The sequence below is a fragment of the Gilliamella sp. Pra-s52 genome, from assembly GCF_009795805.1.
Lineage (GTDB): Bacteria > Pseudomonadota > Gammaproteobacteria > Enterobacterales > Orbaceae > Gilliamella.
The window spans coordinates 18428-42898 of record NZ_WTEY01000003.1 but is presented as its reverse complement, the minus strand read 5'-3'; the positions used below and the strand labels follow the sequence as shown (position 1 = coordinate 42898).

General features: G+C 34.0%; 21 protein-coding genes. 8 read left to right on the top strand and 13 right to left on the bottom strand.

Translation table 11 applies throughout. The features are described from left to right. Window positions 1-132 precede the first annotated feature (132 nt). The 3 genes from GQ594_RS03930 to GQ594_RS03920 all read left to right on the top strand — a co-directional run bounded on the left by GQ594_RS03930 (window position 133) and on the right by GQ594_RS03920 (window position 3701). Window positions 133-2373 carry a TonB-dependent siderophore receptor gene (locus GQ594_RS03930; protein WP_160411687.1) on the top strand — a complete coding sequence of 747 codons (2241 nt, stop codon included), beginning with the start codon at window positions 133-135 and terminating at the stop codon, window positions 2371-2373. A 663-nt stretch (window positions 2374-3036) separates the two neighbouring features. Then, window positions 3037-3360: a DMT family transporter gene (locus tag GQ594_RS03925; protein WP_160411688.1), complete on the top strand. Its 324-nt coding sequence runs from the start codon at window positions 3037-3039 to the stop codon at window positions 3358-3360. Between the two features lie 26 nt (window positions 3361-3386). After that, window positions 3387-3701, top strand: a complete 315-nt coding sequence (locus GQ594_RS03920; protein ID WP_160400925.1) for a DMT family transporter — start codon at window positions 3387-3389, stop codon at window positions 3699-3701. 79 nt (window positions 3702-3780) lie between these two features. Here the strand turns inward: GQ594_RS03920 and GQ594_RS03915 are convergent, their stop codons facing one another. Both GQ594_RS03915 and srmB read right to left on the bottom strand, forming a co-directional pair. Next, window positions 3781-4383 (bottom strand): peroxiredoxin C, encoded by a 603-nt coding sequence (locus GQ594_RS03915; RefSeq protein WP_160400924.1) that lies wholly within the window; start codon window positions 4381-4383, stop codon window positions 3781-3783. Window positions 4384-4500: 117 nt separating this feature from the next. Next, entirely contained in the window at window positions 4501-5811 is a 1311-nt protein-coding gene (gene srmB, locus GQ594_RS03910) for an ATP-dependent RNA helicase SrmB (protein WP_160411689.1), read from the bottom strand. 339 nt (window positions 5812-6150) lie between these two features. Here srmB and trmA point away from each other — a divergent pair, with 339 nt between their 5' ends. The 3 genes from trmA to GQ594_RS03895 all read left to right on the top strand — a co-directional run bounded on the left by trmA (window position 6151) and on the right by GQ594_RS03895 (window position 9691). After that, window positions 6151-7248 (top strand): tRNA (uridine(54)-C5)-methyltransferase TrmA, encoded by a 1098-nt coding sequence (gene trmA / locus GQ594_RS03905; RefSeq protein ID WP_160411690.1) that lies wholly within the window; start codon window positions 6151-6153, stop codon window positions 7246-7248. A 366-nt stretch (window positions 7249-7614) separates the two neighbouring features. Next, window positions 7615-8301, top strand: a complete 687-nt coding sequence (locus GQ594_RS03900) for a heavy metal response regulator transcription factor (RefSeq protein ID WP_160400921.1) — start codon at window positions 7615-7617, stop codon at window positions 8299-8301. Beyond that, entirely contained in the window at window positions 8288-9691 is a 1404-nt protein-coding gene (locus GQ594_RS03895; RefSeq protein WP_160400920.1) for a heavy metal sensor histidine kinase, read from the top strand. The genes GQ594_RS03900 and GQ594_RS03895 overlap by 14 nt, the downstream gene beginning before the upstream one ends. Here the strand turns inward: GQ594_RS03895 and GQ594_RS03890 are convergent. The 6 genes from GQ594_RS03890 to GQ594_RS03865 all read right to left on the bottom strand — a co-directional run bounded on the left by GQ594_RS03890 (window position 9684) and on the right by GQ594_RS03865 (window position 14486). Continuing rightward, entirely contained in the window at window positions 9684-9884 is a 201-nt protein-coding gene (locus GQ594_RS03890) for a YaeP family protein (protein WP_160400919.1), read from the bottom strand. The genes GQ594_RS03895 and GQ594_RS03890 overlap by 8 nt on opposite strands. A 41-nt stretch (window positions 9885-9925) precedes the next feature. Further along, complete coding sequence (rfaC, locus tag GQ594_RS03885; protein WP_160411691.1) at window positions 9926-10888, bottom strand: lipopolysaccharide heptosyltransferase RfaC; 963 nt, start codon at window positions 10886-10888, stop codon at window positions 9926-9928. Continuing rightward, a complete protein-coding gene (rfaF, locus tag GQ594_RS03880; RefSeq protein ID WP_160400917.1) occupies window positions 10888-11937 on the bottom strand; it encodes an ADP-heptose--LPS heptosyltransferase RfaF in 1050 nt (349 codons plus the stop codon). The genes rfaC and rfaF overlap by 1 nt, the downstream gene beginning before the upstream one ends. 4 nt (window positions 11938-11941) lie before the next feature. Beyond that, window positions 11942-12874, bottom strand: a complete 933-nt coding sequence (gene rfaD, locus GQ594_RS03875) for an ADP-glyceromanno-heptose 6-epimerase (protein ID WP_160400916.1) — start codon at window positions 12872-12874, stop codon at window positions 11942-11944. Window positions 12875-12981: 107 nt separating this feature from the next. Then, window positions 12982-13752, bottom strand: a complete 771-nt coding sequence (locus GQ594_RS03870) for a methyltransferase domain-containing protein (RefSeq protein WP_160411692.1) — start codon at window positions 13750-13752, stop codon at window positions 12982-12984. A 2-nt stretch (window positions 13753-13754) separates the two neighbouring features. Then, window positions 13755-14486: a 1-acylglycerol-3-phosphate O-acyltransferase gene (locus GQ594_RS03865; RefSeq protein WP_160411693.1), complete on the bottom strand. Its 732-nt coding sequence runs from the start codon at window positions 14484-14486 to the stop codon at window positions 13755-13757. A gap of 88 nt (window positions 14487-14574) precedes the next feature. Here GQ594_RS03865 and mnmD point away from each other — a divergent pair, with 88 nt between their 5' ends. Further along, on the top strand, window positions 14575-15282 hold the full coding sequence (gene mnmD, locus GQ594_RS03860; protein WP_160411694.1) for a tRNA (5-methylaminomethyl-2-thiouridine)(34)-methyltransferase MnmD: 708 nt from the start codon (window positions 14575-14577) through the stop codon (window positions 15280-15282). Between the two features lie 182 nt (window positions 15283-15464). Beyond that, on the top strand, window positions 15465-16394 hold the full coding sequence (locus tag GQ594_RS03855) for a hypothetical protein (RefSeq protein WP_160411695.1): 930 nt from the start codon (window positions 15465-15467) through the stop codon (window positions 16392-16394). 483 nt (window positions 16395-16877) lie between these two features. Here the strand turns inward: GQ594_RS03855 and tamB are convergent, their stop codons facing one another. The 5 genes from tamB to dapB form a co-directional block, all read right to left on the bottom strand. Continuing rightward, complete coding sequence (tamB, locus tag GQ594_RS03850; RefSeq protein ID WP_160411696.1) at window positions 16878-20693, bottom strand: autotransporter assembly complex protein TamB; 3816 nt, start codon at window positions 20691-20693, stop codon at window positions 16878-16880. A 1-nt stretch (window position 20694) separates the two neighbouring features. Further along, on the bottom strand, window positions 20695-22371 hold the full coding sequence (gene tamA / locus GQ594_RS03845) for an autotransporter assembly complex protein TamA (RefSeq protein WP_160400910.1): 1677 nt from the start codon (window positions 22369-22371) through the stop codon (window positions 20695-20697). 56 nt (window positions 22372-22427) lie between these two features. Then, window positions 22428-22967, bottom strand: coding sequence for a hypoxanthine phosphoribosyltransferase (hpt, locus tag GQ594_RS03840; protein WP_160411697.1), 540 nt, complete (start codon window positions 22965-22967; stop codon window positions 22428-22430). Between the two features lie 132 nt (window positions 22968-23099). Further along, entirely contained in the window at window positions 23100-23597 is a 498-nt protein-coding gene (tadA, locus tag GQ594_RS03835) for a tRNA adenosine(34) deaminase TadA (protein WP_160411698.1), read from the bottom strand. Between the two features lie 7 nt (window positions 23598-23604). Then, window positions 23605-24426 carry a 4-hydroxy-tetrahydrodipicolinate reductase gene (gene dapB / locus GQ594_RS03830; protein WP_160411699.1) on the bottom strand — a complete coding sequence of 274 codons (822 nt, stop codon included), beginning with the start codon at window positions 24424-24426 and terminating at the stop codon, window positions 23605-23607. Window positions 24427-24471 lie beyond the last annotated feature (45 nt).

The following is a 24471-nucleotide window of genomic DNA, read 5'->3' as shown; positions in this document are numbered from 1 at the left end:
AAAGGACTATTAGATTTTTAAATAATAGATTAACCATTTGTTTTTATGAAAATAATATTTTATTTGCAAAAATAATAATGATAATTATTATTATTTAAAAATGGTGTTAAATTTTATTATAGGAATGGTGTAATGTTGAAATATAAACAGACTTCTCTTTTATTTTTTTTAATTAGTTTTTTATGTCATTGTGCTTATGCTGACGAACAAAAATCTTTAGCCAGTAAAATAGTTGAGACTGAAGATATTATGGTTATTACCGCGGCAGCACAAATAAGACAAGCACTTGGAACTTCGATTATTACTCAGCAAGATATTAAAAAAATGCCTCCTAAAAATGATCTTTCAGAAATTATCCGCACCATGCCAGGCGTTAATTTAACTGGTAATTCAACGAGTGGTCAACGAGGGAATAATCGTCAAATTGATATTCGTGGTATGGGACCTGAAAATACACTTATTTTAATTGATGGTAAACCAGTAAAAAGCCGTATGTCTGTTCGATATGGGTGGCGAGGAGAACGAGATACCCGAGGCGATAGTAATTGGGTTCCGGCTGATATTATCGATCGTATTGATGTTATTCGTGGTCCTGCTGCTGCTCGTTATGGTGATGGCGCCGCAGGTGGAGTAATTAATATTATTACTAAACAACCGACAAATACATGGTATGGTTCATTAAACAGCTATATTAGTTTTCCAGTTTACAGTAAAGAAGGAAATTCTAAGAGAACCGATTTTCTATTAACTGGTGGATTGACTGATAATTTAACTATGCGTTTATATGGTAATATCAATAAAACAGATGCAGATGATTGGGATATAAATCAAAAATATCAAGTTAATCCAAAATCAGTAAGCGCAGGTAGGGAAGGCGTTCGTAATAAAGATCTTAACGGACTACTTCGTTGGAATATTACCGATAAACAATCATTAGATGTTGAGGTAGGTATTAGTCGGCAAGGTAATATTTATGCAGGTGATACACAAAATAATAATCCCGATCAGTTAGTTAGTCGTTTATACAATCATGAAACCAATAGAATGTATCGTCAAAATTATGCACTTACTCATCGAGGTTATTGGGATGGAGGCATTAGTATGCTGTCTTATATTCAAAGCGAAAAAACGCGAAACAGCCGTTTAAATGAAGGATTAGCCGGTGGAACAGAAGGTCGATTTAGTGATAATAAATTTTCAACAATTAAATACAGTAATATCACGTTACATCATGAAACCAATGTACCACTAACCATTATTGTACCTCAAATGATGACAGTTGGCGCTGAATATAACTACCAAAAGATGGAAGACCCAACATCAAATACACAAGATATTAATGAAGGTGGTCATATTCCTTGGATTAAAGAAGTAGAACGTAGTGAGTATTCTTCTGCAAATTTGTGGGGAGTCTTTATTGAAAATAATATTGAATTAACACCATCGACAGTATTAACTCCTGCATTAAGATTTAATCATCATAGTGAATCGGGTATTAACTGGAGTCCTGCTTTAAATCTAATACAAGAATTAAGTGATTCTTTGACATTAAAGTTAGGGATTGCTAGAGCTTATAAAGCACCTAATTTATATCAGTCTAACCCTAATTATTTACTTTATAGTCGTGGACAAGGCTGTTATGGTGCTAATGGTAGCTGTTATTTAATAGGTAATGACCATTTAACAGCTGAAACAAGTGTTAATAAAGAAATCGGTTTAGAATTCCATAATAAGGGAGTAATTACTGGTGTGACTTACTTCCATAATGACTATCGGGATAAAATCGAATCAGGAATAACCCCAATAGGACATGCATTAGGAGGCGACAAAAAATTTAAAGAATCAAATATATTTCAATGGCAAAATATCCCTAAAGCTGTTGTTGAAGGAATTGAAGGAAGTTTAACTGTGCCAGTTTCGAACAAGATTAATTGGCGAAATAATTTAACTTGGATGTTAAAGTCAAAAAATAAACAAACAGGTGATTATCTATCAATTATTCCCAAATACACCTTAAATTCATCATTTGATTGGCAAGTGATAGATAAACTATCATTTTTAACTTCTATTACCTGGTATGGCAAACAAACCCCAAAAAAATATGATTATTTAGGTGAAAGAGCAACCAATAGATCAACACATCAACTTAGCCCATATTCTATTTTAAATCTTAGTAGCCAATACCAATTTAATCAAAATACGTCGCTAACATTAGGCGTAGATAATTTATTGAATAAACGTTTATTCCGAGCGGGAAATGCTTCATCGCTTAAACATCCAAAAACGGGAAACATTACGGTATTAGGTGCTGGCGCAGCAACTTATAATGAACCAGGTCGCACATTTTTTGTTAGCACCAATATTTCATTTTAAGGTTATAGAAAAAAGGGATGTTTACACCTCATAATTAACATAATCCTTTAAAAACTCATAAGGCGTTTTTCTAAAAATCGCTTTATGAGTTTTAACAATATTATAAGAGCGAATGAATCAATTAACATTTTGTTTATTTTTTAATTTTTAAATATTTACCGCTCATATTTTATTTCCATTAAAAATGTGTACTATTTTTTAGACTTTTTAATCTTCAAACGGTATAGAATCCTGAATATTTTTTACAAAAATATAACTTATAAAGCGAATAGTGTATAATTTATTCTATAATAAACAAATCGCTTATCTAGAAATTTATCTATTTTTATATCTTATAAAAATATTGATTAATGGGATATTGGTAGATTAGGTTATGTAAGATATAAAATTTTGTTCTTGCCATTTATAACCCTTCATTATAGAATTGTTTACTTATTTGAAAAATAAGAATAAAAGTTGTAATGATGTTCGTGGTTGTTAGGCATTGTGGTTTAATGGTTAGGAATATATAACAATTAACATCTTTTGGTGGCAAATGTTTCGTTTGCGAACCATCTATCGTTTTGCCGTTGCTTACGGGCAATAGAGCATAATCAGACATATATTTAAAAAGCAAAAAAGTTGATTACTACGGTAAAACCAAAATAGCAAAGCGAGGTAGCTATGTTTAGCGTAAATAAAGAGTGGGGATTTGTGGTGCTGACCTGCTTTTTTGAATTATGTTGGATTTTAGGATTTAGCACCGCAACAGAACTTTGGCAGTGGGTTATTATTGTATCGCTCATTATTGTCGATTTTACCTTTTTGACAAATGCTTGTAAGACGATCCCCACAGGTACAGTTTATGCTATTTTTTCTGGTGTTGGGGCGATTGGTGCAACAGTAATTGATATGTGGCTTTTTGATAAAGAAGTTAAGTTAATTCAACTCTTTTTTGTTGCGCTAATTGTTGTTGGTGTTGTTCAACTAAAACGAGCCGATAGTTAATATTATAATAAAGGACAATTTTAATCATGGGATGGCTGCTTATATTGATAGCGTCAGTTTTTGAAGTGCTTGGTGCAATTGGTCTTAAGCTATACGCTGAGAAAAAAAATCCATCGAGGCTTGTTTTATATTGGGGGGGATTTTTTGTTTCTTTTGTGCTTTTTTACTTTTCGCTCCATTATCTTGAATTAAGTATTGTCTATCCTGTTTGGGTTGGTCTTGGTACATCGGGCGCTGTACTTGCAAATATGCTGTTATTTCATGAACCTAAAAACTTTCCACGTTTGTTTGGGCTTACCGTTATTATTATTGGCGTTGTGGGGTTACACGCAACTTTATGACCCATTTTGATTGGTTTGTTTGTAGATAAAAAAACCGGAGATAAACTCCGGCAGTGATCTTTTTGGATGAAAAAATAAATTAAATTTCTTTACCATGCTGTTTTAAGAAACTAGCAACACCGTCTGGGTTTGCTTGCATGCCTTTTTTGCCTTTTGTCCATTGTGCTGGGCACACTTCGCCGTGTTCTTCATGGAATTGGAATGCATCAACAATACGGATCATTTCGTCAATGTTACGACCGATTGGTAAATCGTTAATGGTTTCGTGACGTACAATACCTGATTTATCAATAAAGAATGATGCACGTAATGCAACACCTGCTTCAGGATGTTCAATTCCATACGCCTGCATAATTTCATGTTTAATATCTGCAACAATTGGGAATTTCACTTCGCCAATTCCGCCTTTATCTTGTGGTGTATTTCGCCATGCATTGTGTACGTATTCAGAGTCCATTGAAACACCAATTACTTCAACACCACGTTTTTTGAATTCTTCTAAACGGTGATCAAATGCGATGATTTCAGAAGGACAAACAAAAGTAAAGTCCATTGGCCAGAAAAATACAACAGCATATTTACCACTAATATATTGTGATAAATTGAAATTGTTAACAATTTCTCCAGAACCTAAAACTGCTGCTGATGTAAAGTCTGGGGCTTTGCGAGTGACTAATGTCATGCGTTTTCTCCTATATAGTATTGCAAATCATGTTGCTAGGTATTATAGCGATTTAAACTTGTTATCCAAGTCATTATAAACAATTGATATCATAAGTTTAATCTATTAACTAGCTAATTATTGTTCGGTATTATTTATTGATTTTTTAGGTTTACCTTTATTTTTTGTGTCTCTATGACGTTGTTTTACTTTCTTTTTTTTGTTTTCTTCTTTTTTGTTAGCACTTTTTAGCTTTGCTTTTTGCGATGGTTTTTTCTTTGTTGCGGGTTTTGGTGCTTTTGTTTTTGGACGCAATTGATCAATTGTTCTTAATTTGATTGGTTCTTGAATATAGCGCTCAATTTTTTGTAGTAATTCATTATCGTGAGCTTCTACCAACATTATTGCCGTACCTTTTTTACCTGCACGGGCAGTGCGGCCTATTCGATGTAGGTAAACATCGGATGTTTTTGGGGCATCAAAATTAATAACATGAGTAATATCGTCTATGTCGATTCCACGAGCAGCTACATCGGTAGCCACTAGTACATTAACCGTGTTATTGCTGATTCTTTTTATTGCTTCATTACGTTTTGCCTGTACCATTTCACCCTCTAAATAGCAGCTATGGATGCCGGCTTGATGTAGTAAGCTAACTAATTCGTGTACACGTTCACGTTTACGGACAAATACGATCGTTTTTTTAAATTCTTCTTGTTTTAATAAGTAAGTGAGCAGGGCTACTTTATGAGCTAAATCGTCAGCACGGTAATAAAATTGTAAGATTTTTTTACGTTCTTTACGCGATGGATCTGCATTAATTTCGACGGGATCGTTTAGAATACGATTAGCAAAATTGTGCAGCCCTTCACCTTCAAGTGTTGCTGAAAATAGTAAGGTTTGTTTACGCCAACGTGTTTCGGCTGATATGGTTTCGACATCTTGGGAAAATCCCATGTCTAGCATGCGATCTGCTTCGTCCAAGATAAGCATTTCAACTGCTCGGCAGTCAAAGTTCTCTTCTTTTATATATTGTAATAATCGCCCCGTTGTTGCAATAACAATATCTTGATTTTTGCTAAATATTTCGGCGTGATTCATATAAGCAACACCACCAGTAATGGTTGCAATACTTAAATGTGTTGATTCGGTTAATAATTTAGCTTGCTCGGCAATCTGCATGGCGAGTTCACGTGTTGGTGTTAAAATCAAAATACGCGGTGGACCGGGTTTTCTACGTGGAAAATCCAGTAGATGTTGTACGGCAGGAATTAAAAAAGCTAATGTTTTACCTGTGCCAGTAGGTGCGGAACCTAAAACATCTTTGCCATCTAAGGCAACGGGAATTGTTTGCAATTGGATTACTGTTGGTGTATTTATATTTTGTGCTTGAAGATTGTGAATTAAAATATCGTCTAATTCTAAATCAGAAAAAGTCTGCGCTGTCATAGTATTCTTTTTATCTAAAATGATGAGACACATTATAGCGTCAATCGTTATAACTACAATCGTTATAACTGCAATCTTTATAATTACAACTAAAAGTGTTTTGTTTTTATCTGCTGTTTTTGGTATATCAGCCCAAAAACAAGACGCTTTGTTTAAGCAAAACTTATCATCATTAGCTATTTGTGATAATATATAGGTCTATACAAAATGATTATTTGTAATGTTGTTGATGTTAAATTACTTAATGAGTTTAATCTTTAACCATTTCTTTATTTAACGCCGATTAACTAAGAACTTCATATTAAATAATACTTCTATAATCATCATCAGATAATAACTATGACTGAATGTTTTTCAAATGATAGCTATAACCAACAGTTAGAAAAGAAAATCGATAATTTAAAAACATTATTATCGGATTTTTCTCTTCCCGAATTAGCGGTATATTCGTCGCCAATTAGCCATTATCGTATGCGTGCTGAGTTTAGAATCTGGCATCAGGATGAAGATCTTTATCATATTATGTATGATAAAAAAACAAAAAAACGAGTGAGAATTGATGAGTTTCCTGTTGCTACGAAGCTAATTAATCAAGCTATGCAGGCTATTTTACCTTTGTTAAAGTATAATCAAGAACTTCGTCATTTATTATTTCAAATTGATTACTTTTCGACTTTAAGTGGTCAACTGTTAATTACGCTTTTGTATCATAAAAAATTAAATGAAAAATGGATTTTTGAAGCAAGAAAGTTAAAAACACAATTAGCTAAACAAGGTCTAGATGTTAATATTGTAGGGCGAGCAAGTAATCAGAAAATAACAATAGATGTCGATTATGTTGATGAAGTTTTGCCTGTAATGGATAGAAAATTTATTTACCGCCAAGTAGAAAACAGCTTTACTCAACCTAATGCTGCGGTGAATATTAAAATGTTGCAATGGGCTATTTCTGTCACTAAAAATTCATCAGGTGATTTGCTTGAATTTTATTGTGGTAATGGTAATTTTTCGATCGCATTGGCACAGAACTTTAGAAAAGTATTGGCAACGGAAATAGCCAAAGCTTCTGTTTATTCTGCTCAGCATAATATTGCGGTCAACCATATCGATAACCTTGTTATCGCACGGTTATCTGCTGAAGAGTTTACTTGTGCTATAAAAAAAGAACGCGAGTTTAATCGTTTAAAAGGAATCAATTTGGATGATTATCAGTGCGAAACTGTGCTTGTTGATCCACCTCGTGCAGGGGTTGATTTAAATACGATTAATATACTTAAATCCTATAAAAAAATTATTTATATTTCGTGTAATCCTAATACGTTGCATAACAATTTACAACTATTAACCCAAACGCATTCAATTCAACATTTTGCTATGTTTGATCAGTTCCCTTATACCGATCATATTGAAACTGGCGTTGTATTGTGTAAAAAGTAAAAAAATGTAAAATAGAGTATTATTTGTTAATAATACGGTCAGTATTTATACCTAACTACTTACAGCTCCAAGTATGTATCAACTTACATCTATTTAGAATAAAAAAAAACCCTAGATAAACTAGGGCTGCATTAAATTGCAAGGAATGGATGAAAGGAAATAAAACAATAAAACAATGAAACAGTAATGTCTAGCCTCATGAATCATTGTGTGGATACTATAGCAGAAACAATCGGACTAATTGATGACTTATTGATTACAATACGGTAATTTAATTGTCATGATGTGCTTTGTTTTTTTATATATTCTATTATTGCATTATGTAATTTTTGATAACCGCCTAAAATAATGAAGGAAATATTCAAAATGAAATTATTAGTTGTTGAAGATGAACATAAAACAGGTGAGTATCTTCGTCAAGGGTTAGTTGAGTCAGGTTTTATTGTTGATTTGACGGATAATGGTTTAGATGGTTACCATCGAGCAATGACTGAAGATTATGATTTAATTATCTTGGACGTGATGTTACCCGATATTGTGGGTTGGAAATTCATTCAATCTTTGCGCGAAGCAGGAAAGGATACTCAAATTATATTACTCACTGCTATGGGAAGTGTTGATGATAAAGTTAGGGGATTTAGCTTAGGCGCAGATGATTATTTAGTTAAACCATTTTCATTTGCTGAGTTGTTAGCAAGAATAAAATCATTATTAAGACGTAATGCACCACAAGTAAATAATTATCAATTGAGTATTGCCGATTTAGTAATGGATCTGCCTAAACGAACAGTAACCAGATCAGGAAAACGAATTGATTTAACTAATAAAGAATTTTTGTTGTTAGAATATTTTTTACGTTATCCAGGTGAGGTGTTACCTAGATCACTTATTGCCTCTCAAGTATGGGATATGAATTTTGATAGTGATACTAACGTGATTGATGTGGCTATTAGGCGATTACGTAATAAAATTGATGCAGATTTTGAACCTAAATTGATTCATACTGTACGTGGAATGGGATATAAATTGGATGCATTGGATGAAGTTGAGTAAAATTGTATCATTTCGATTGCCATTAATTGTTTGCTTACTTACTTGTGGGTTACTTTACTGTTTTAGCTATCTTATTGAGCGCTGGTTTGAAAAACTTTCTATTCATCAAAATGTATCTGAATTAAATTCTGTTGTATTTTCTATAGAGCGGGAGCTTACTTATTATTCGCAGGATGATAATCGTGATGAGTTTTTTCAAAGCTTATTGTTAATTTTAACCGGTCATCATCGGTTGTTTGTCTATATTATTGATGATTCAGGAAAAATATTATATCGCACACGAGGCCCTAATCTTGCTATTGCCTTAAAGCCTACTGATTTTGAGGAAATTATTGCTAGACATACCACTACAGTATCAAACGTGGATAACTCATCTTATCGTATTGCTGCATCAAGGATAATGACTGACCAAAACAAACAATATACTACTATTGTAGCTGTTGGTCGTGATTTGCAGATTGAATTTATCAGAAGATTAAGAAAAGGTTTAAAAATACTTATTGGTATTTCTTGTGTTTTGGCGTTAATTGGATCATTTATTTCTATCTATTTTACTCAAAAACCCATTAATCGATTAATTAAGAAGATTGAACGTATTAACTTAAAAAATCTTAACCATCGTATTTCTACTTTATCAGTTCCAGTAAAATATGTTAGTTTAGTTAGAGCGTTTAATAAGATGCTTAATCGTATGGAAGATGTTTTTCAAAGACAACGTAATTTTACGGCAGATATTGCTCATGAAATGCGTACGCCTATTACCAATTTAACAACTCAAACTCAAATTGTATTGAGCAATGCAAGAACGACTGAAGAATATAGAGAAATTTTATACTCAAATTTAGAAGAGTATGAAAGAATGTCACAGATGATATCTGATATGCTTTTTTTAGCACAAGCAGATAACCGTCAATTGATACCTAATTTAATTGATATTGATTTGCATAACATGCTGATTATGATCTGTGATTATTTTGAACCACTCGTTGATGAAAAAAATATCAAGTTTGAGCTAGAAGGTAATTGTTCTCATATTCAGGGCGATAAAATGATGTTGGGGCGGGCAATTAATAACATTTTATCCAATGCGATTCGTTATACGCCTGAAAATAAAATCATCACCATAAGTTTAAATCAAGAGTCTGAAAAGTACGTTAAAATTATTATTTCAAATCCCGGTAAAAAGATTGATAGCCACCATTTACCTCATCTTTTTGATCGCTTTTATCGCGTGGATGAATCTCGTCATCGTAATGGTAGTAATACTTCGGGTACAGGTATTGGGCTTGCAATTGTTAAGTCGATAATTGATACACACAAAGGTAATATTACAGTTGAATCAGACGAAAAATCCACTCGATTTATTATTAAATTACCAACAGCTATTTAATATCGAAGTCACTTATCAATAAATTAGCCGCTGCGTAAGCGGCTTTATGCCGTAATGCTTCGGGAACTTGTTCATTACATACTACTTCGTCAAGCACTCGCATTACTGTACCTAATGCATCATCAATATAACCTAGCTCATTACTACCAATTTGGGCATATTTTTCACGAATTAATTCACAATAGTTATTCATTTTACTTATTCCTTTTGATTAAATTGCAAGTAGAAATTCACCTACAAAAAAGCGTCCAATTTTTGATAAACCTGATTAGCATTGATGGTTCTCATGATTTTCTCTGGCGAGATAATACTGTATTGGTTTTTTCCATATCCTCCTATCAACATGGGATCGGTTTTACCAAATAGTGTAATATTAGGTCTATCTAATGCAGCGGTTAAATGACTTAGTCCAGTATCAACCGATACGACTGCTTTAGCTCCCGCAATGACCGTTGCGATGTCATTAAGTGAAAGTTTGGGTAATACTTCGACATGATCAAATCCTTGAGCAAGTCGTATTGCTCGTTGTTGTTCATGTGGAGCTCCCCAAGGTAGCTTAACTTTTAAGCCTGTCGGTTCAATAAGTTTGATTAATTGTCGCCAAGCATCCTCAGTCCAATGTTTTTCATCTCGAGTTGTGGCATGCAAAAAAACAAGATACTGTTGATTATCGCTAGGCAACGAAGACAAAAAGTGGCGGGCAATGGCATAATCGCCCGTTGAATTAGGTAAATCGTATTGTAGACTTTGCGCAAATAACAGCCTAATGCGCTCAATAGCATGTATTTGTTTGGGAATATTGTGCTTTATATCATAAAACCAACTGGCAATGGGTTCTTTGATGCTTTTGCGATCTAAACCGTGTTTAATACCTCTAGCTTTACGAGTAATAAAAAATGCACTTTTAATAAGCCCTTGGGCATCAATAATTACATCATATTGTTGTTGTTGTAAGTTATTAATAAAGTCGTGTCGCTCTTGGCGAATCGTTTTGGAAAACCAATTTTTTCGCCAACGCCTTATTGCTACAGGGATAACTTTATCAACAGCAAAATGCCAGCTTGGAATTTGGGTAAAGTTTTCCTCAACTACCCAATCAAAGGTAATGTTAGGTACGCAATTTGCTGCATCAGTTAATGCGGGTAAAGTATGTAGAACATCACCCATTGAGGAGGTTTTAACAACTAATACACGCATTATTCATTACTCTTTTCACAACGCATTATAAGTTTCATCAATGTTTCAAATACGTTCTCAGGTTTAATATCGATTAAGCTTTGATGATAGCCTTGCTCTGCATCCCCTTGACGAATACGCTGATACCCAGTAATTAAACGAATAACTTCCGCTTTATTTGATAATGGTGGTGTAAAATCAGGGCTACTTGGTCCATAAAGTGCGACAAGTGGTTTATTTAATGCAGCGGCAACATGCATCAATCCTGAGTCATTAGTCACAATTGCTTTACAAGCTGCAATTAAACTTACCGCTTGTTCTAATTGAGTTTGACCAGCTAAATTTATACATTGATCGCTATGTGTCATTTTGGCAATAATCTGCTCGCCAACATGATGATCGTTTTTTGAGCCAAAAATAATGATTTTGGCATGCTGCTGAACTAGCATATCGGCAAGCGCAGCATAATGGTAATCAGGCCAACGTTTTGCAGGGCCAAACTCAGCACCTGGGCAAAAGCCAATTAATGGTTCATCTTGTGTTATTGTAAAGGTTGACAGTGCTTGAGCTATTTCGTCTTGGTTAACATTGAGTTTAGGCCATAGCAAAGGCTGTACTAAATCAGACGCTGAATGTATTTGCTCTTTAGGATAAGCTAGCGCAACATAACGCTCAACCATCAATGGAAAAGCTTGTTTATCCAGTTTACGTATATCATTTAATAATCCATAGCGCATTTCGCCTTTCCAACCTGTACGTTTAGGAATCTTTGCAAAAAATGGAATTAATGCCGATTTAAATGAGTTAGGTAACACAATGGCTTGATCATAATGGCTATCACGAAGTGATTTTCCTATTTTACGGCGTTTTGATAATGCAAATTCACCATGACCTATAGGCATATCGATAGCTTGATTTACTTCAGGCATTTTATTTAATAGCGCTCGGCACCATGCTGGTGCTATAACATCAATTTCGTTGTTAGGATCAAGTTGTTTTAATGTGCGATACAAGCTTTGCGACATCATCATATCGCCAACCCAAGATGGACCAATAATGAGTGTTTTCATTAAATTACCTTTCTTGCTTATTAAGCCATTTCATGTATTCGGTTGTACCTTCTGCAACTGTTTTAAATTCAATTGGACAACCTGTTTTTCTAAACTTAGACAGATCTGCCTGTGTAAAGCTTTGATAACGACCTTTTAAATGATCAGGGAAAGGGATGTAATCAATTTCGTCTTTTTTATGATATTTTAATGTAGCATCAGCGACAGATTGAAAGGATTCCGCACGACCAGTTCCGCAGTTATAAATGCCTGAAATATTGTTTTTCCAGAACCATAAATTGACGTCAACCACATCACCGACATAAATAAAATCACGTTTAAAGTTATCACTACCTGCAAATAACTTTGGTTTTTCGCCTTTATTAATTTGTTCATTTAAATGAAACGCAACACTGGCCATGCTACCTTTATGATTTTCTCGAGGACCATAAACATTAAAGTAACGGAATCCGCAAACTTGTGAGTTTGCCTCGGGTAAAATTCCTCTGACATATTGATCAAATAAAAACTTAGAATATCCATAAACATTTAGTGGTTTTTCATATTGTCGATCTTCGATAAAATTATCACTGCGTCCACCATAGGTAGCTGCTGATGATGCGTATAAGAATGGAATATTAAAATCTAAACAATAATGCAGTAAATCTTTAGAATAGTCATAATTATTTTCCATCATAAACTTACCATTCCATTCGGTGGTTGATGAGCAAGCGCCTTGATGGAAAATAACGTCAATATTAAGGTCTTCGTTCGAAATAATAGCAGCGATAAATTCGTCTTTATCCATATAATCGGCAATATCTAAATCAGCTAAATTAGCAAATTTAGTGCCATCAGTTAAATCATCAACGACTAAAATGTCTTTACGACCTTGATCATTTAAGCCTTTAACAATATTGCTACCAATAAATCCAGCACCACCGGTTACCACGATCATACAATTTTCCTTAACCAATAAATTTATCTGCTTATAATACCGATTTATGGCAAAGTTTTCGAGTGATCATTTAAAAAAGCATGAATGAAAGTGGGGTATTTATGAATTTATTTTATTTTCGCTGTTACTAAAATATACCTTGCTAAATGGAGATAAGGTTCTGTTTGGCAGTATTTTTGCTCCAGTTCTAATAATTGTTCAAAGTGGGTGTCTGCTTTGGATTTGTTGGTAAGATAATCGTGAAAAATGCGAATCCCTGTTTTTTGTAAAATAGTAAAATTAGCTTGAATAAGCCATTGATATACATCGTTTGGAATTCTGGGATAATCGGGCGAAAGTGTCTTTTTTTTGCGTTTAGCTAATCCAGCTTGTGTATAGCCAAAATTGCCTAATGTTACTGTTTTAAACAAAAGAGCATGATAGTTATAAAACATTAATGACAAATGCCCATCAGGCTTAAGATGTTTTTTTAATGACGTTATTAATTCAATTGGTTCAGCTACCCATTCTAATACCGCATGGCAAATAACTAAATCAAATTGTTGGTTAATTAAACTATCAAGTTGCTGAATAGAGCAACAAAGGCAATTGATAGTTAGATTTTCTGTTAGCGCTTTTTGTTTAGCTCGTTCCAGCATTTGTTCCGAAATATCACAAAGCGTTACTTGATGCCCAAGTTTAGCTAATCTACAGGCGATTTGTCCTTGTCCTCCACCTGCATCAAGTATTGTTATTGGTTTATTAGGAGGATAGATCGCTAAGATCTTTTCTAGTTCTTGCCACACTATCGCTTCACGAATTTTACCTTTAGTCGTGCCATAAATGTTTTGAGCAAATTTGTTGCTGATATCATCAAAATTACGATCTTGTTTATTCATAGTTATTTTCGATTATTTAACTGCTTTGCTTCTGCATTTATTTGTTCTATTTTATTTGTCATTTTGTTATGGCATTGTTCCATTAAAGCTCTGGCATCTTCTTTGTTTAAGGTTTTGGTTTCGATAGGCTCTAGCATCTCAACAATAAAATGACCGTTATTTAAACGATTTAATTTGATATCATTAGTTTGAGATACACAAATTGGCACAATAGGTACGCCTGCAGCAATTGCTGCTTTAAACGCGCCAGTTTTAAAAGGTAATAATCCACGACCACGGCTACGAGTACCTTCTGGGAACATCCAAATAGAAATGTTGCGTTTTTGGATTTCATCAACCACTTGCCCAATTGTATCGTGAGCTTTTGATTTATTATTACGATCAATAAGAATATTACCTGTAAGATAGTAAAGCTGTCCAAAAAAAGGGATCCAAGCCAAACTTTTTTTACCTACAGTTACTGTTTTAGGTTGTACAACATCGGCTGCTACAACGATGTCATAATTATTCTGATGATTGGCAATATACACACAGCTACCTATTTTGCTTATATTAGGGTGAATGCGAGTATCTACTTTTACGCCAAATATCGGTTTAAAGAAAAATCCAAATAAGTGAGCGAATCTTGCTACGTTTTTTGGATTTCTTGGATTAAATAAGCAAAAAATGGTGCCCAATACACAAATAATAACACCAATTATCACAACACTAATTAGACGAAAAAGAAATACCATAATTTACCTCATAAGTTAACTTGGCGTATTATATACATAATCAGCATTAATATACAGTTGTTAAATATTACTGTTTAAAAGGGTACTCATGCATAAATCGACTATTACTTGGAATGAAAATCAGATGCCTGTTTCTGTTTATTTTGATGATGTATATTTTAATACGGAAGGGGCAATTGCTGAAACTACTTACGTATTTATTGATGGTAATGATTTATTTCAGCGTTTTGCTCAGCATCAAAAAGATACATTTTTTGTTGCTGAGACAGGTTTTGGATCGGGATTGAGTTTTTTGATTTTATGGGAAACGTTTTTAAATTTTAGGCGTCAGTATCCAAATCATAAACTTAAACATCTTACTTTTTTTAGTGTTGAAAAATATCCATTATCATTAGACGAATTAATCAAGATTCATGATAAGGTTATTTCTAAAAACTCGCCTTTATTTTTGTTAGCTAAGCGTCTTCAAACATATTTAATTGATACAACTTGTCAACTCGACAATGTTAGTTTGGTGATATGTTATGATGATATTAGCAACTACTCGAATTTTTTAGCAAAGCAAAATGTATTGATTGATACTTGGTTTTTTGATGGATTTTCGCCAGCAAAAAATCCTGATATGTGGTCAGAATGTTTATTTAAACATTGTTTTGAACTGACCGCTCCTAATGGTCGTTTTGCTACTTTTACTGCAGCAAGCTTTGTTCGTCGTCATTTAATTAATGCAGGATTTACTGTTCAAAAACGAAAAGGATTTGGTTCAAAACGTGAAATGTTAGTGGGGTATAAGTGATTTTGTTTTTTATCTATATTCATTACAGACATTTATCAAATTACGGTAAACAACACGAGCAATTCCCAGAATTAAGTAATTTTCTAGAAGTGATAAGTTAATTAATGTAACATATTAAACAATAATAACAATTTATTATTTATATTTTTATGAAAATAAAAGTAAGGTAAATAGGAGAACAAATGAAAGCTTTAAAAAACGTTTTACTTATATTAACCACGGCTATGGTTTTAACGGGGTGTGATGAAAAAAATGAGGAATATTATTTAAACAATATAGAGTCAGCCAATAAAAAAGTAGAGCAATGTAATAAGGATTTAAAAAAGGCATTTATAGCAAAGGATAAAAGTGGTATCGAAAAGGTAGAAAAAGATCCCGAATGTCGTGCTGCGATGTCTGCAATTAAAAAAGACAAAAAAATAAAGTATGAATTAGAAAAAAAACGTAAAGAGGACGAAAGGAAACAAGCAGTAGAGTCTGAAATGAGCGCTATCAGACAACAAGTTTCTGGTATGTCATGGGGTGAATCAGTTAATGAATATTTAAAGGTAGATGACTGTAAAAGTAGTTTCTCGTTTAATAAAAGCCCGAAATGTGAAGCTTGGGAAACGGTTTATAACGAAAAAGTTGATGAAGGTAAAAACGAGTTAAAACAGCTATCTTTTAATGAAATTAAAGCAAAAATGCAGTCTTTATGTAAATTAGATAAAAGAACAGGTTCTAATTGTAGTATTGCCCAAAAAGCCTTAGAAGAAAAGGCGGCTGATGAATTAGCTAATGCTGATATTCAAACCATTGAATCCAAAAAATCACTATATTGCGCAGAGGATCTCGTTTTTCTATCCGCTTGTAGCGTTAGTTGGGAAAAGGCATGGAAAAAAGAAAGTGATAAGCATGTCAAATTTTATACAGAAAATAATGCAGAATTTGTGGCTACATATAACTCATGCATAGATAGATTAGAAGCCGTTAAAGCCCAAAAATTAAACTGGAATGAGGAAAATAAATTACAAAAAGTAATAAAAGAAGGATATCCTTGTAGTCAGGTGAAGGATGCTTATTCAAAAAGAGGAATGGGATATTCTTGGTTTGATAAAAAAATTGAAGAATAATCCAATTAGTCGCGTCCTATTAGAATGGTATTGATTGTTAACAAAGAACTCGCTTTTAGCGAGTTCTTTGCGTTAATAGGTTTATAAACCTAGTCAAATCCTAAAAAACATGTCACTAGGCTAGCTTATTTTGGGATTTTAAATGGACGACAATTAAATTGTACTCAGAAGCTCAAGAGCTCTGAAATGAATCGAATCAATTTAATTGTTTTTATGACTAACAAAAAAGAACTTATTTTTGTAAAAAAACCGTCAGGAAAGGTATTGATTTTATTGAAGTTTTTATTTTATTTTTTATGATAAAAATCAATCAATTATATACTATTGAGTAAAAGTAAATACTAATAACCTAATTTTATCGATGAGATACCTTTCTAGTCAAAATATTCGTAAAGATACGTTAATTTCCTGTTGTATTAAACGTTTATCCTATTTAGATTCCACATAATAAGAAAATGGTTGCAGAATATTTTAGTTCTAATATTAAAATTCAAATTGATAAATCAGATCCAATGTTTGCGCTAAGCTTGATGTCGCATCCAAGTAAAGGTTTGGCATCAGTCTATAACGTAAAGTAAACGTTGCCAATGAATCAAAAATGCCAACACCATATTTTAGTTGTAAGTGAGGTAAGATATACCCACTAACCACGACCTTAGAGTTGTTCCCAGCGCCTTGCGTGTCAAGAGTTAGGTTTTTGATGCCAAATGCATTGCCGATATCACCAATATATTTGCCGGTTTTTGCTGTGCCAATACCAATCAGTAGTGCAGTCATCATGTCGCTATCACTTTGTTCAGCACTATCAAGCCCTTGACCTCGAATTAAGTACGATAAGGCTTCTTGTTGTGACATGGCCGGATCTGAAAACACTTCAACTTTAGGGGATTCCGACGATCCTGTAACACGAATTCCTGCCGTGATATTATTGTTTTCCATTGCTTCTGGATTGCGAATGGCTTCGATATCAAGTATTGCTTGATCTGTTGAACCTGAAAAGGTAATGACGCCTTTATGAATAATTAAGTCTTGTCCATAGGCATGGAATCGTCCTGTTGGTATTAATACTTCTCCATGCAGATCAAGTCCTTTATTAGTTTGTGTTGCAATCAAATTACCTTTAAGCGAGGCTTTTAAACCAAATGCATCGACACTTACTTTATCACCGATATCAATTTCAATATGGCTATAGATTTTCATGCCAAACTCTTGGGGTTTTATTTCTTTTCGATTGCTGTCGAGCATCACTTCGTCAGGTGATACATCAACACTTGATGCAGGCAGTGATTCAACCGTTATTTTCCCTTTAGGGATACTCACCTTTCCTAATAAGGTTATTTCATCTTGTGTGGCATTGATTTTTATATCAGGAACAATAGTCATAACAATCATTGGTGGTACTGAAACCTCCATTGCAGCACCATTAACAGTTAACGATGCTTGCCATTTATCAAAATTGTTCCAGCTAGCATTACCGTTAATATTAACGTTACCTGCACGCGTGGTTAAAACACCTTTTAATGTGGATGATTTACCATTGAAGTTAATATCAACCTTAGCGGATTTAATATCAATCGGTAATTGGTTTGATTGTATTTCGCTATGTTTCAGGTTTATATTACCTGTTAATAACGGATCATTTAATGATCCTGAAAATTTAACCATTCCATTAATGTCGCCTTTAGCATAATCTTTGCTGTCTAATAATGGATTAATAATTGCTAATGCTAAGTGATCTATCTTTAACTGACCACTTAATTTTTTTTGTTCATTTGGATCTATAATAGCAATATTACCGTTAATTTTGCCTAGTTGGTTTAAGTCAAAGTTCCAATCTAATTTAGCTTGTTGCTGATTAAACTCTGCATCAATTTTGAATAGTTTGAACGGTAGTGATAGTGCTTGCGAGGTGACCATTTGTTGAATATAAACGTCATTACTTGTTACATTCGCTTTTATTGATGGTATTGTATTGTCGCTATTAAATTGGATGTTTATTTTACCATTAACGTTACCAGCAAGTGTTGTTTCACCCTCATTTAGTATTGGTAATTTAGATAGATTGATTTTTTTCAATGTGATACTGGTATCAGTATTTTTAGCTATCAATAATTGTTTATCAAGGCATATACTTGAATTTTCATTCACCCAACAGTGAGCATTAATGGCAGGTATTTGATTGTTGATATCATAAGATAAATCCAATGATTTAGTGAGCTGCCAGTTATTATTCTTGCCTAAATTGAGTCGTGCATGTGGAATTGTTCCGATCCATTTTGTGCGAGTTTTATCTAGTTGTCCTATTAATGAAGTTGTTAATGATGCTGGATTGCCATCGATTTTCATCGTTAGGGTGTGGTGGTTTTCGTTACCAGATAGTTCAATATTGGCATTTTTGATGGTTTGACTTGGCAGTTCTATTGATTGTCCAGTAAGCTTGATATCGCCACTAACTTGTTCTTTATATTCAATTTTACTAGTAAGATTAGCTTTAGCTACTTTGATTGAACCCAAAGAAAGTGAGTTAACCGATACATTGGTATTGATAATAGTATTGTTAGTTGAACCATTGAGTTTAATATCACCTACAATAGCGCCTTGCATACCATCAACTAATAACGATAATGATTCAAGATTTAGCTTAGCTAGTAAGTTGCCTTTTTCAATTGAGCCATTTAAATTGATTTGATTTTTTCCCCACCTGATTACAAAATCATCGGCAGTGGCTTTGTTTTCAGAATTAACAAATACGTTACCAGAGGCTAATAAATCAGCATGATTGACATTACCTTTTAATTGCAAATCGGATAATTTAAATTCCCATTTATCACCTTCTAATGAACCGGTTGTTTTTAGTTGACCGTTTAATCGAATTGGATAATTTGGCACTTCTTTGGTGATATCAACCTTATTGAGTTTTATGTTCGTATCCCATTGTAGTGCTTGTTGCCAATTGGCTGTTCCTGCTATGTTAATTTCACCTTGAGGTAATTTTATGATGCCATGATCAATGGTTGCATCTTGATTGGTGCCTGTACCTGCAATATCAAAGATTGTGTTGGCGAATTCTTTTCCTTTTAGATCGCCTTTTGCTGACATTTGATATTGTTGCACATTACCATTTATTGATGCCACAAAATCATTTAATTGATACTGTGCTTCTCCTTCAATTGGCCATTGGATGTGTTTACCTTCAATTTGGGTCATGATAGGTAAGTATTTTTCTATAAAATTGATGTGACCATTCATTTTGATTTGATTTAAGCCATCAAGGGTTGCGTTGGTTAACAGCTCTCCAAGCAATTTTCCTGAAAATTGTGCATTGAATTGGTTATGTTCGGTATTTGCTTTTACTAATGCCAATAGTGGCCAGTCATCACGTAATGTAATTTCACCCGACACAGAAGCATGCCCACTTGCATAAGGTGTTGTTGCATCGGTGTCTATTTTTTTTACAATAATACGACTATCAATAATATTTGTTTGAATTGCAACATTGTTAAATCGATAATCTTGTCCACCAATATGTAATAGCCAATTATTACCTGTTAAGCTAGTTACATTAATATCTAATGGAATGTTAACTTGAGGTAGTGATTCAATTAGAGGTTGATTAAATAGTTGTGTGATTTTTTCATTAAGTGCAATATTGTTGTCATCTGTTTTTTTTACGGACACATCGATTGCTTTATTATCTGCAAAAATAGCACTTAGATCCGTTGCAACAGCAGGATAAACATAAATCTGTTTACTTGCCCATGTAGCTTTACCAGTAAAATCTGACATGCCAAATTGCATATCATCCACGGTGACGTTGACATCAGTTAGGTGAACCATTTTAAGGTCTATTGGTAACGGTGTTTTAAGCGTAAAAGGGGCTTCTGACGTAGGACTAGAATCAGGGCTGTCTGGCGTGCTTTCTATTTGTTTAGTATTAATATCAACCTTTACGCCGTTAGCATCAAATTGGCTTATGCATACTTCAGTTTTTAATAAACAAAGTCCTGCTAGCGAAAGTGAAGCATCATTAACTTGAACATTGACACCCGGTAATTCAAGCGAGAGCTCTTGTATATGCAGATCATGAAATGTGCCTTCAATTTTAGCTATCTTTAATTCAGGTAGAAATTTATTTAAAGCATAGGTGGTTAGTTTTACACCAAGGCTGGTATATATAAACAAGATAACAAAAACAATGAGAAAGACAATAACAGATAAAATGGCTATGCTTCGTTTTTTCCATTTTCGTATTCGTTTTAGTCTTTTTACTTTTTTAATTCTAACTAAATTTTTAGCCATATTATAATTCGCTTCCTAGACCAATATATAGGTGGATAGAACCCGTGTTTTTGTTTAGTGGTGTAGCTAAATCCATTTTTATGGGGCCAACAGGCGAAGCCCAACGAATGCCAACGCCTGTTCCTGTGTAAAATTTTGTCCTATCAACTTTGTCTATTGCTTCGCCAGTATCGACAAATGCGGCTCCCCACCATGAACCAGATAAATTATATTGATATTCAATTGAGCCTGTAATGAGTTTTGATGCACCTTTTAATTTGCCTTTTTTGTCTTTAGGCGAAATAGATTGATAGCTATAGCCTCGAATACTACGTTCACCACCAGCAAAAAATCGGAATGATGGTGGAACTCGGTCAAAATTACTTGCTTGTATAATGCCAAAATTACCACGAGCAATAAATCGATGTGATTTTTGGATAGAACGAATCCAAGATTGTTGTGCTTGAAAGCGAATTAAATTGATATCTGATCCTAATGAATCTCCTGCGGCTTCAATAGAGTAACGTTGTGAATCTCCCCACATTGCTAATAAATCACCATCTGAACGGATTCTAGATAAGCTAAGTGAAGGATAATACAAAAATGTTTTGAAGCTTGCATCACCTTGGGTAAAGTCATCGCGTAACATATTGAAACCTAAAGCAGTTTGCCATCCATAAAAATTATCCCAGTTGCGTAGCACTCCAAAGGTATGAGAACGTGAGTAAGTATCATTATTATCAATTTTTTTATAACCACCTTGAATCGTATAATACTGCTCAATAGGTGATTTTTTTAATGGTATTTTGTAACTCATGGTAATGATTTGTTCTGGTGAGGATAGTGATAAGTTACTTTGAAAGCTTTGTCCTCGGCTATTGAACCACGGTTTATTCCAGCCAATTTTACCATGTACACCGTTATCGGTTGAAAATCCTAAACCTAAGTCCATGTTGTTTTTTTTACGTGGCGAGGTTTCAACATCAATTGGAAGTACTTTATCTTCTGTTAAATGAGGAAAATCAGGCACGACAACTACAGAATTAAACCAGTTTGTTGAGGTAAGGCGTCTATTTAATAATGATAACTTTTCAGCGGTATACTCTTCACCGTCTTTAAATGGCACAATATTAGCTAAATAATCGTCACGAATTTTGGCGTTATGAAAAGTCACTTTTCCAAGACGATAACGTTTGCCTGTAGTGTAATCAATATTCCAAAAGGCTTTATTTTCAGACGTGGAAACTGCTAATTGATGTTTAGGCATATCGGCATCAAAGTAACCTTTTTCTAGTGATAAACTTTGCAGGCTTTTTTTAAATGACTCATAAATACCATGATTTAATACATCGCCTATTTTAGGTAAGTTGTTTTTTAGTAAATAGTTAAAATCAGGATCTTGTTGTCCATCACCTGTTATATTCACATTAAGTTGCTCAACTAATGTAGGTGTACCTGGTGATATGTTAACGGTAAGAACTTTGGTATCTTGCACGTTATATTCGAAAGTGGGCGAATAATAACCTAAAGCACGTAATGCCTTTTTCACTTCACTTTCAAAATACCGCTTAAAATTAGGTGTATTTTCAACTTTATTGGGGGTAATTAATGAAATGCGTGCATCAACGTTGTCGGCTAATTCTCCTGATAATCCTTTTATGGATAATTTCATGTCAGCATAACTTGATGTTGCTGTCATTATCAAAAGTAAACCTAATGAGCAGGAAAATCGTGACACATATACCTCGTATAATATTAAGATTCGAGTAAACTTACATGACCAATATAAGGTAAATGACGATAGTGCTGTGCATAGTCAATACCATAACCTACTACAAATTCGTCGGGAATTGAAAATCCGATATATTTAACAGGCACGTCAACTTCACGCCGTGACGGTTTATCTAATAGCGTGCAAATTTCAATACTGCGTGGGTGTCGCAACTTTAAAATAGCCATGACTTTACTTAGTGTATTACCTGTATCAATAATATCCTCAATGATTAATACATCTTTATCACGGATATCTTCATCTAAATCTTTTAATATTTTAACGTCACGATTACTAATTGTAGCATTGCCGTAACTTGAAGCCGTCATAAAATCAACTTCATGACCAATTGTAATGGCTCGGCTCAAATCGGCCATAAAAATAAAAGAACCACGTAAAAGCCCAACTAAAATAAGTTCGTTTTGACTATTTTGATAATCTTTACTAATTTGTTGTCCAAGCTCAATGACACGGTTTTGGATATCATTAGCAGATATCATCATTTCTAATGTATGTTTTTTCATTAATAATACTCAAATTATTTTTTCAAAAAATTAAATTAGATTCTAGCAATATTCCTTGATAAAAAGAATAAGTGAACCCATTTTTTATTAAATTAAGATAGGGGTAAACTTTCGCCTCTTATACTCAAATACCTAGTTATCTAAGATTTTTTGACAACTATATTTTTCAGTTTTTTTTTGTAAACGCCGTTTTTTAAAAAACTCACTTAAAATAGTGCTACATTCGTTAGCTAGTACTCCGCCAGTCACTTCAGCATAATGGTTGATGCCTTTCTGAGCAAGAATATTGACAAATGAACCTGCTGCGCCAGTTTTATAATCACTAGCACCATAAACAACACGTTTAATTCGACTATGGATAATAGCTCCTGCACACATAATACAAGGCTCAAGTGTGACATAAAGTGTTGTATTAATTATTCGATAGTTATTTAAATAGTTACCTGCCTGTTCAATTGCTATTATTTCGGCATGTGAGGTAGGATTATGTTTGATAATGGATTGATTAAAGCCTTCGCCCACAATTTGATTGTTCTGATCAATAATCACCGCACCGACAGGGATTTCCCCAAGTGATTCGGCGCGTTTAGCAAGCATTAAAGCATGCTTCATCCAAACTTCATCTGACATGTTGGTGTTATAGATTATTTAAATTCAAAACATCACGCATGTCATATAGCCCCGTCGGCTGTTTGGCAAGCCAAAGTGCCGCTTTCACCGCACCATTAGCAAATGTCATGCGGCTAGATGCTTTATGACTAATTTCAACGCGCTCACCAATATCGGCAAAGATAGCAGTATGTTCTCCTACTATGTCACCGGCTCGGATAGTTGCAAAGCCAATAGCGCCATTAGGTCTTTCCCCTGTATGACCTTCACGACAGTAAACTGCACGATCTTTTAAGTTGCAATCAAGTGCATCTGCAATGGCTTCACCCATGGCTAATGCTGTACCAGACGGCGCGTCGACCTTGTGACGGTGATGGGCCTCAATAATTTCGATATCGGTATAATTGCCCATAATTTTGGTGGCTTTTTCCAATAATTTCAGCACTAAGTTAACACCGACACTGAAGTTTGCGGCAAAGACAATGGCAATATTTTTAGCGGCATCAGCAATTGCTTGTTTGCCTGCATCATCAAAACCAGTTGTGCCAATGATTATCATTTTTTTATTTTCAACACAAAAAGCTAAGTGGGAGAGTGTGCCTTCAGGCCGCGTAAAATCGATTAATACGTCAAATTGATCTTTAGCTTGCTCTAGATTATCGGTGACTTTAATGCCACAAATACCGATCCCTGCAAGCTCACCAGCATCACTACCAATTAGTGAGGAACCTGCTCGTTCAAATGCTGCGCCTAAGGTTACCCCCTTAATTTGTGAAACAGCTTGGATGAGTTGTCGTCCCATTTTGCCACCAGCACCAGCAATTGCGATACGAACCATATTTGTTGACATATAACTTTCCTTAATTTTTTATTAATATAAATAAATATTATAGCG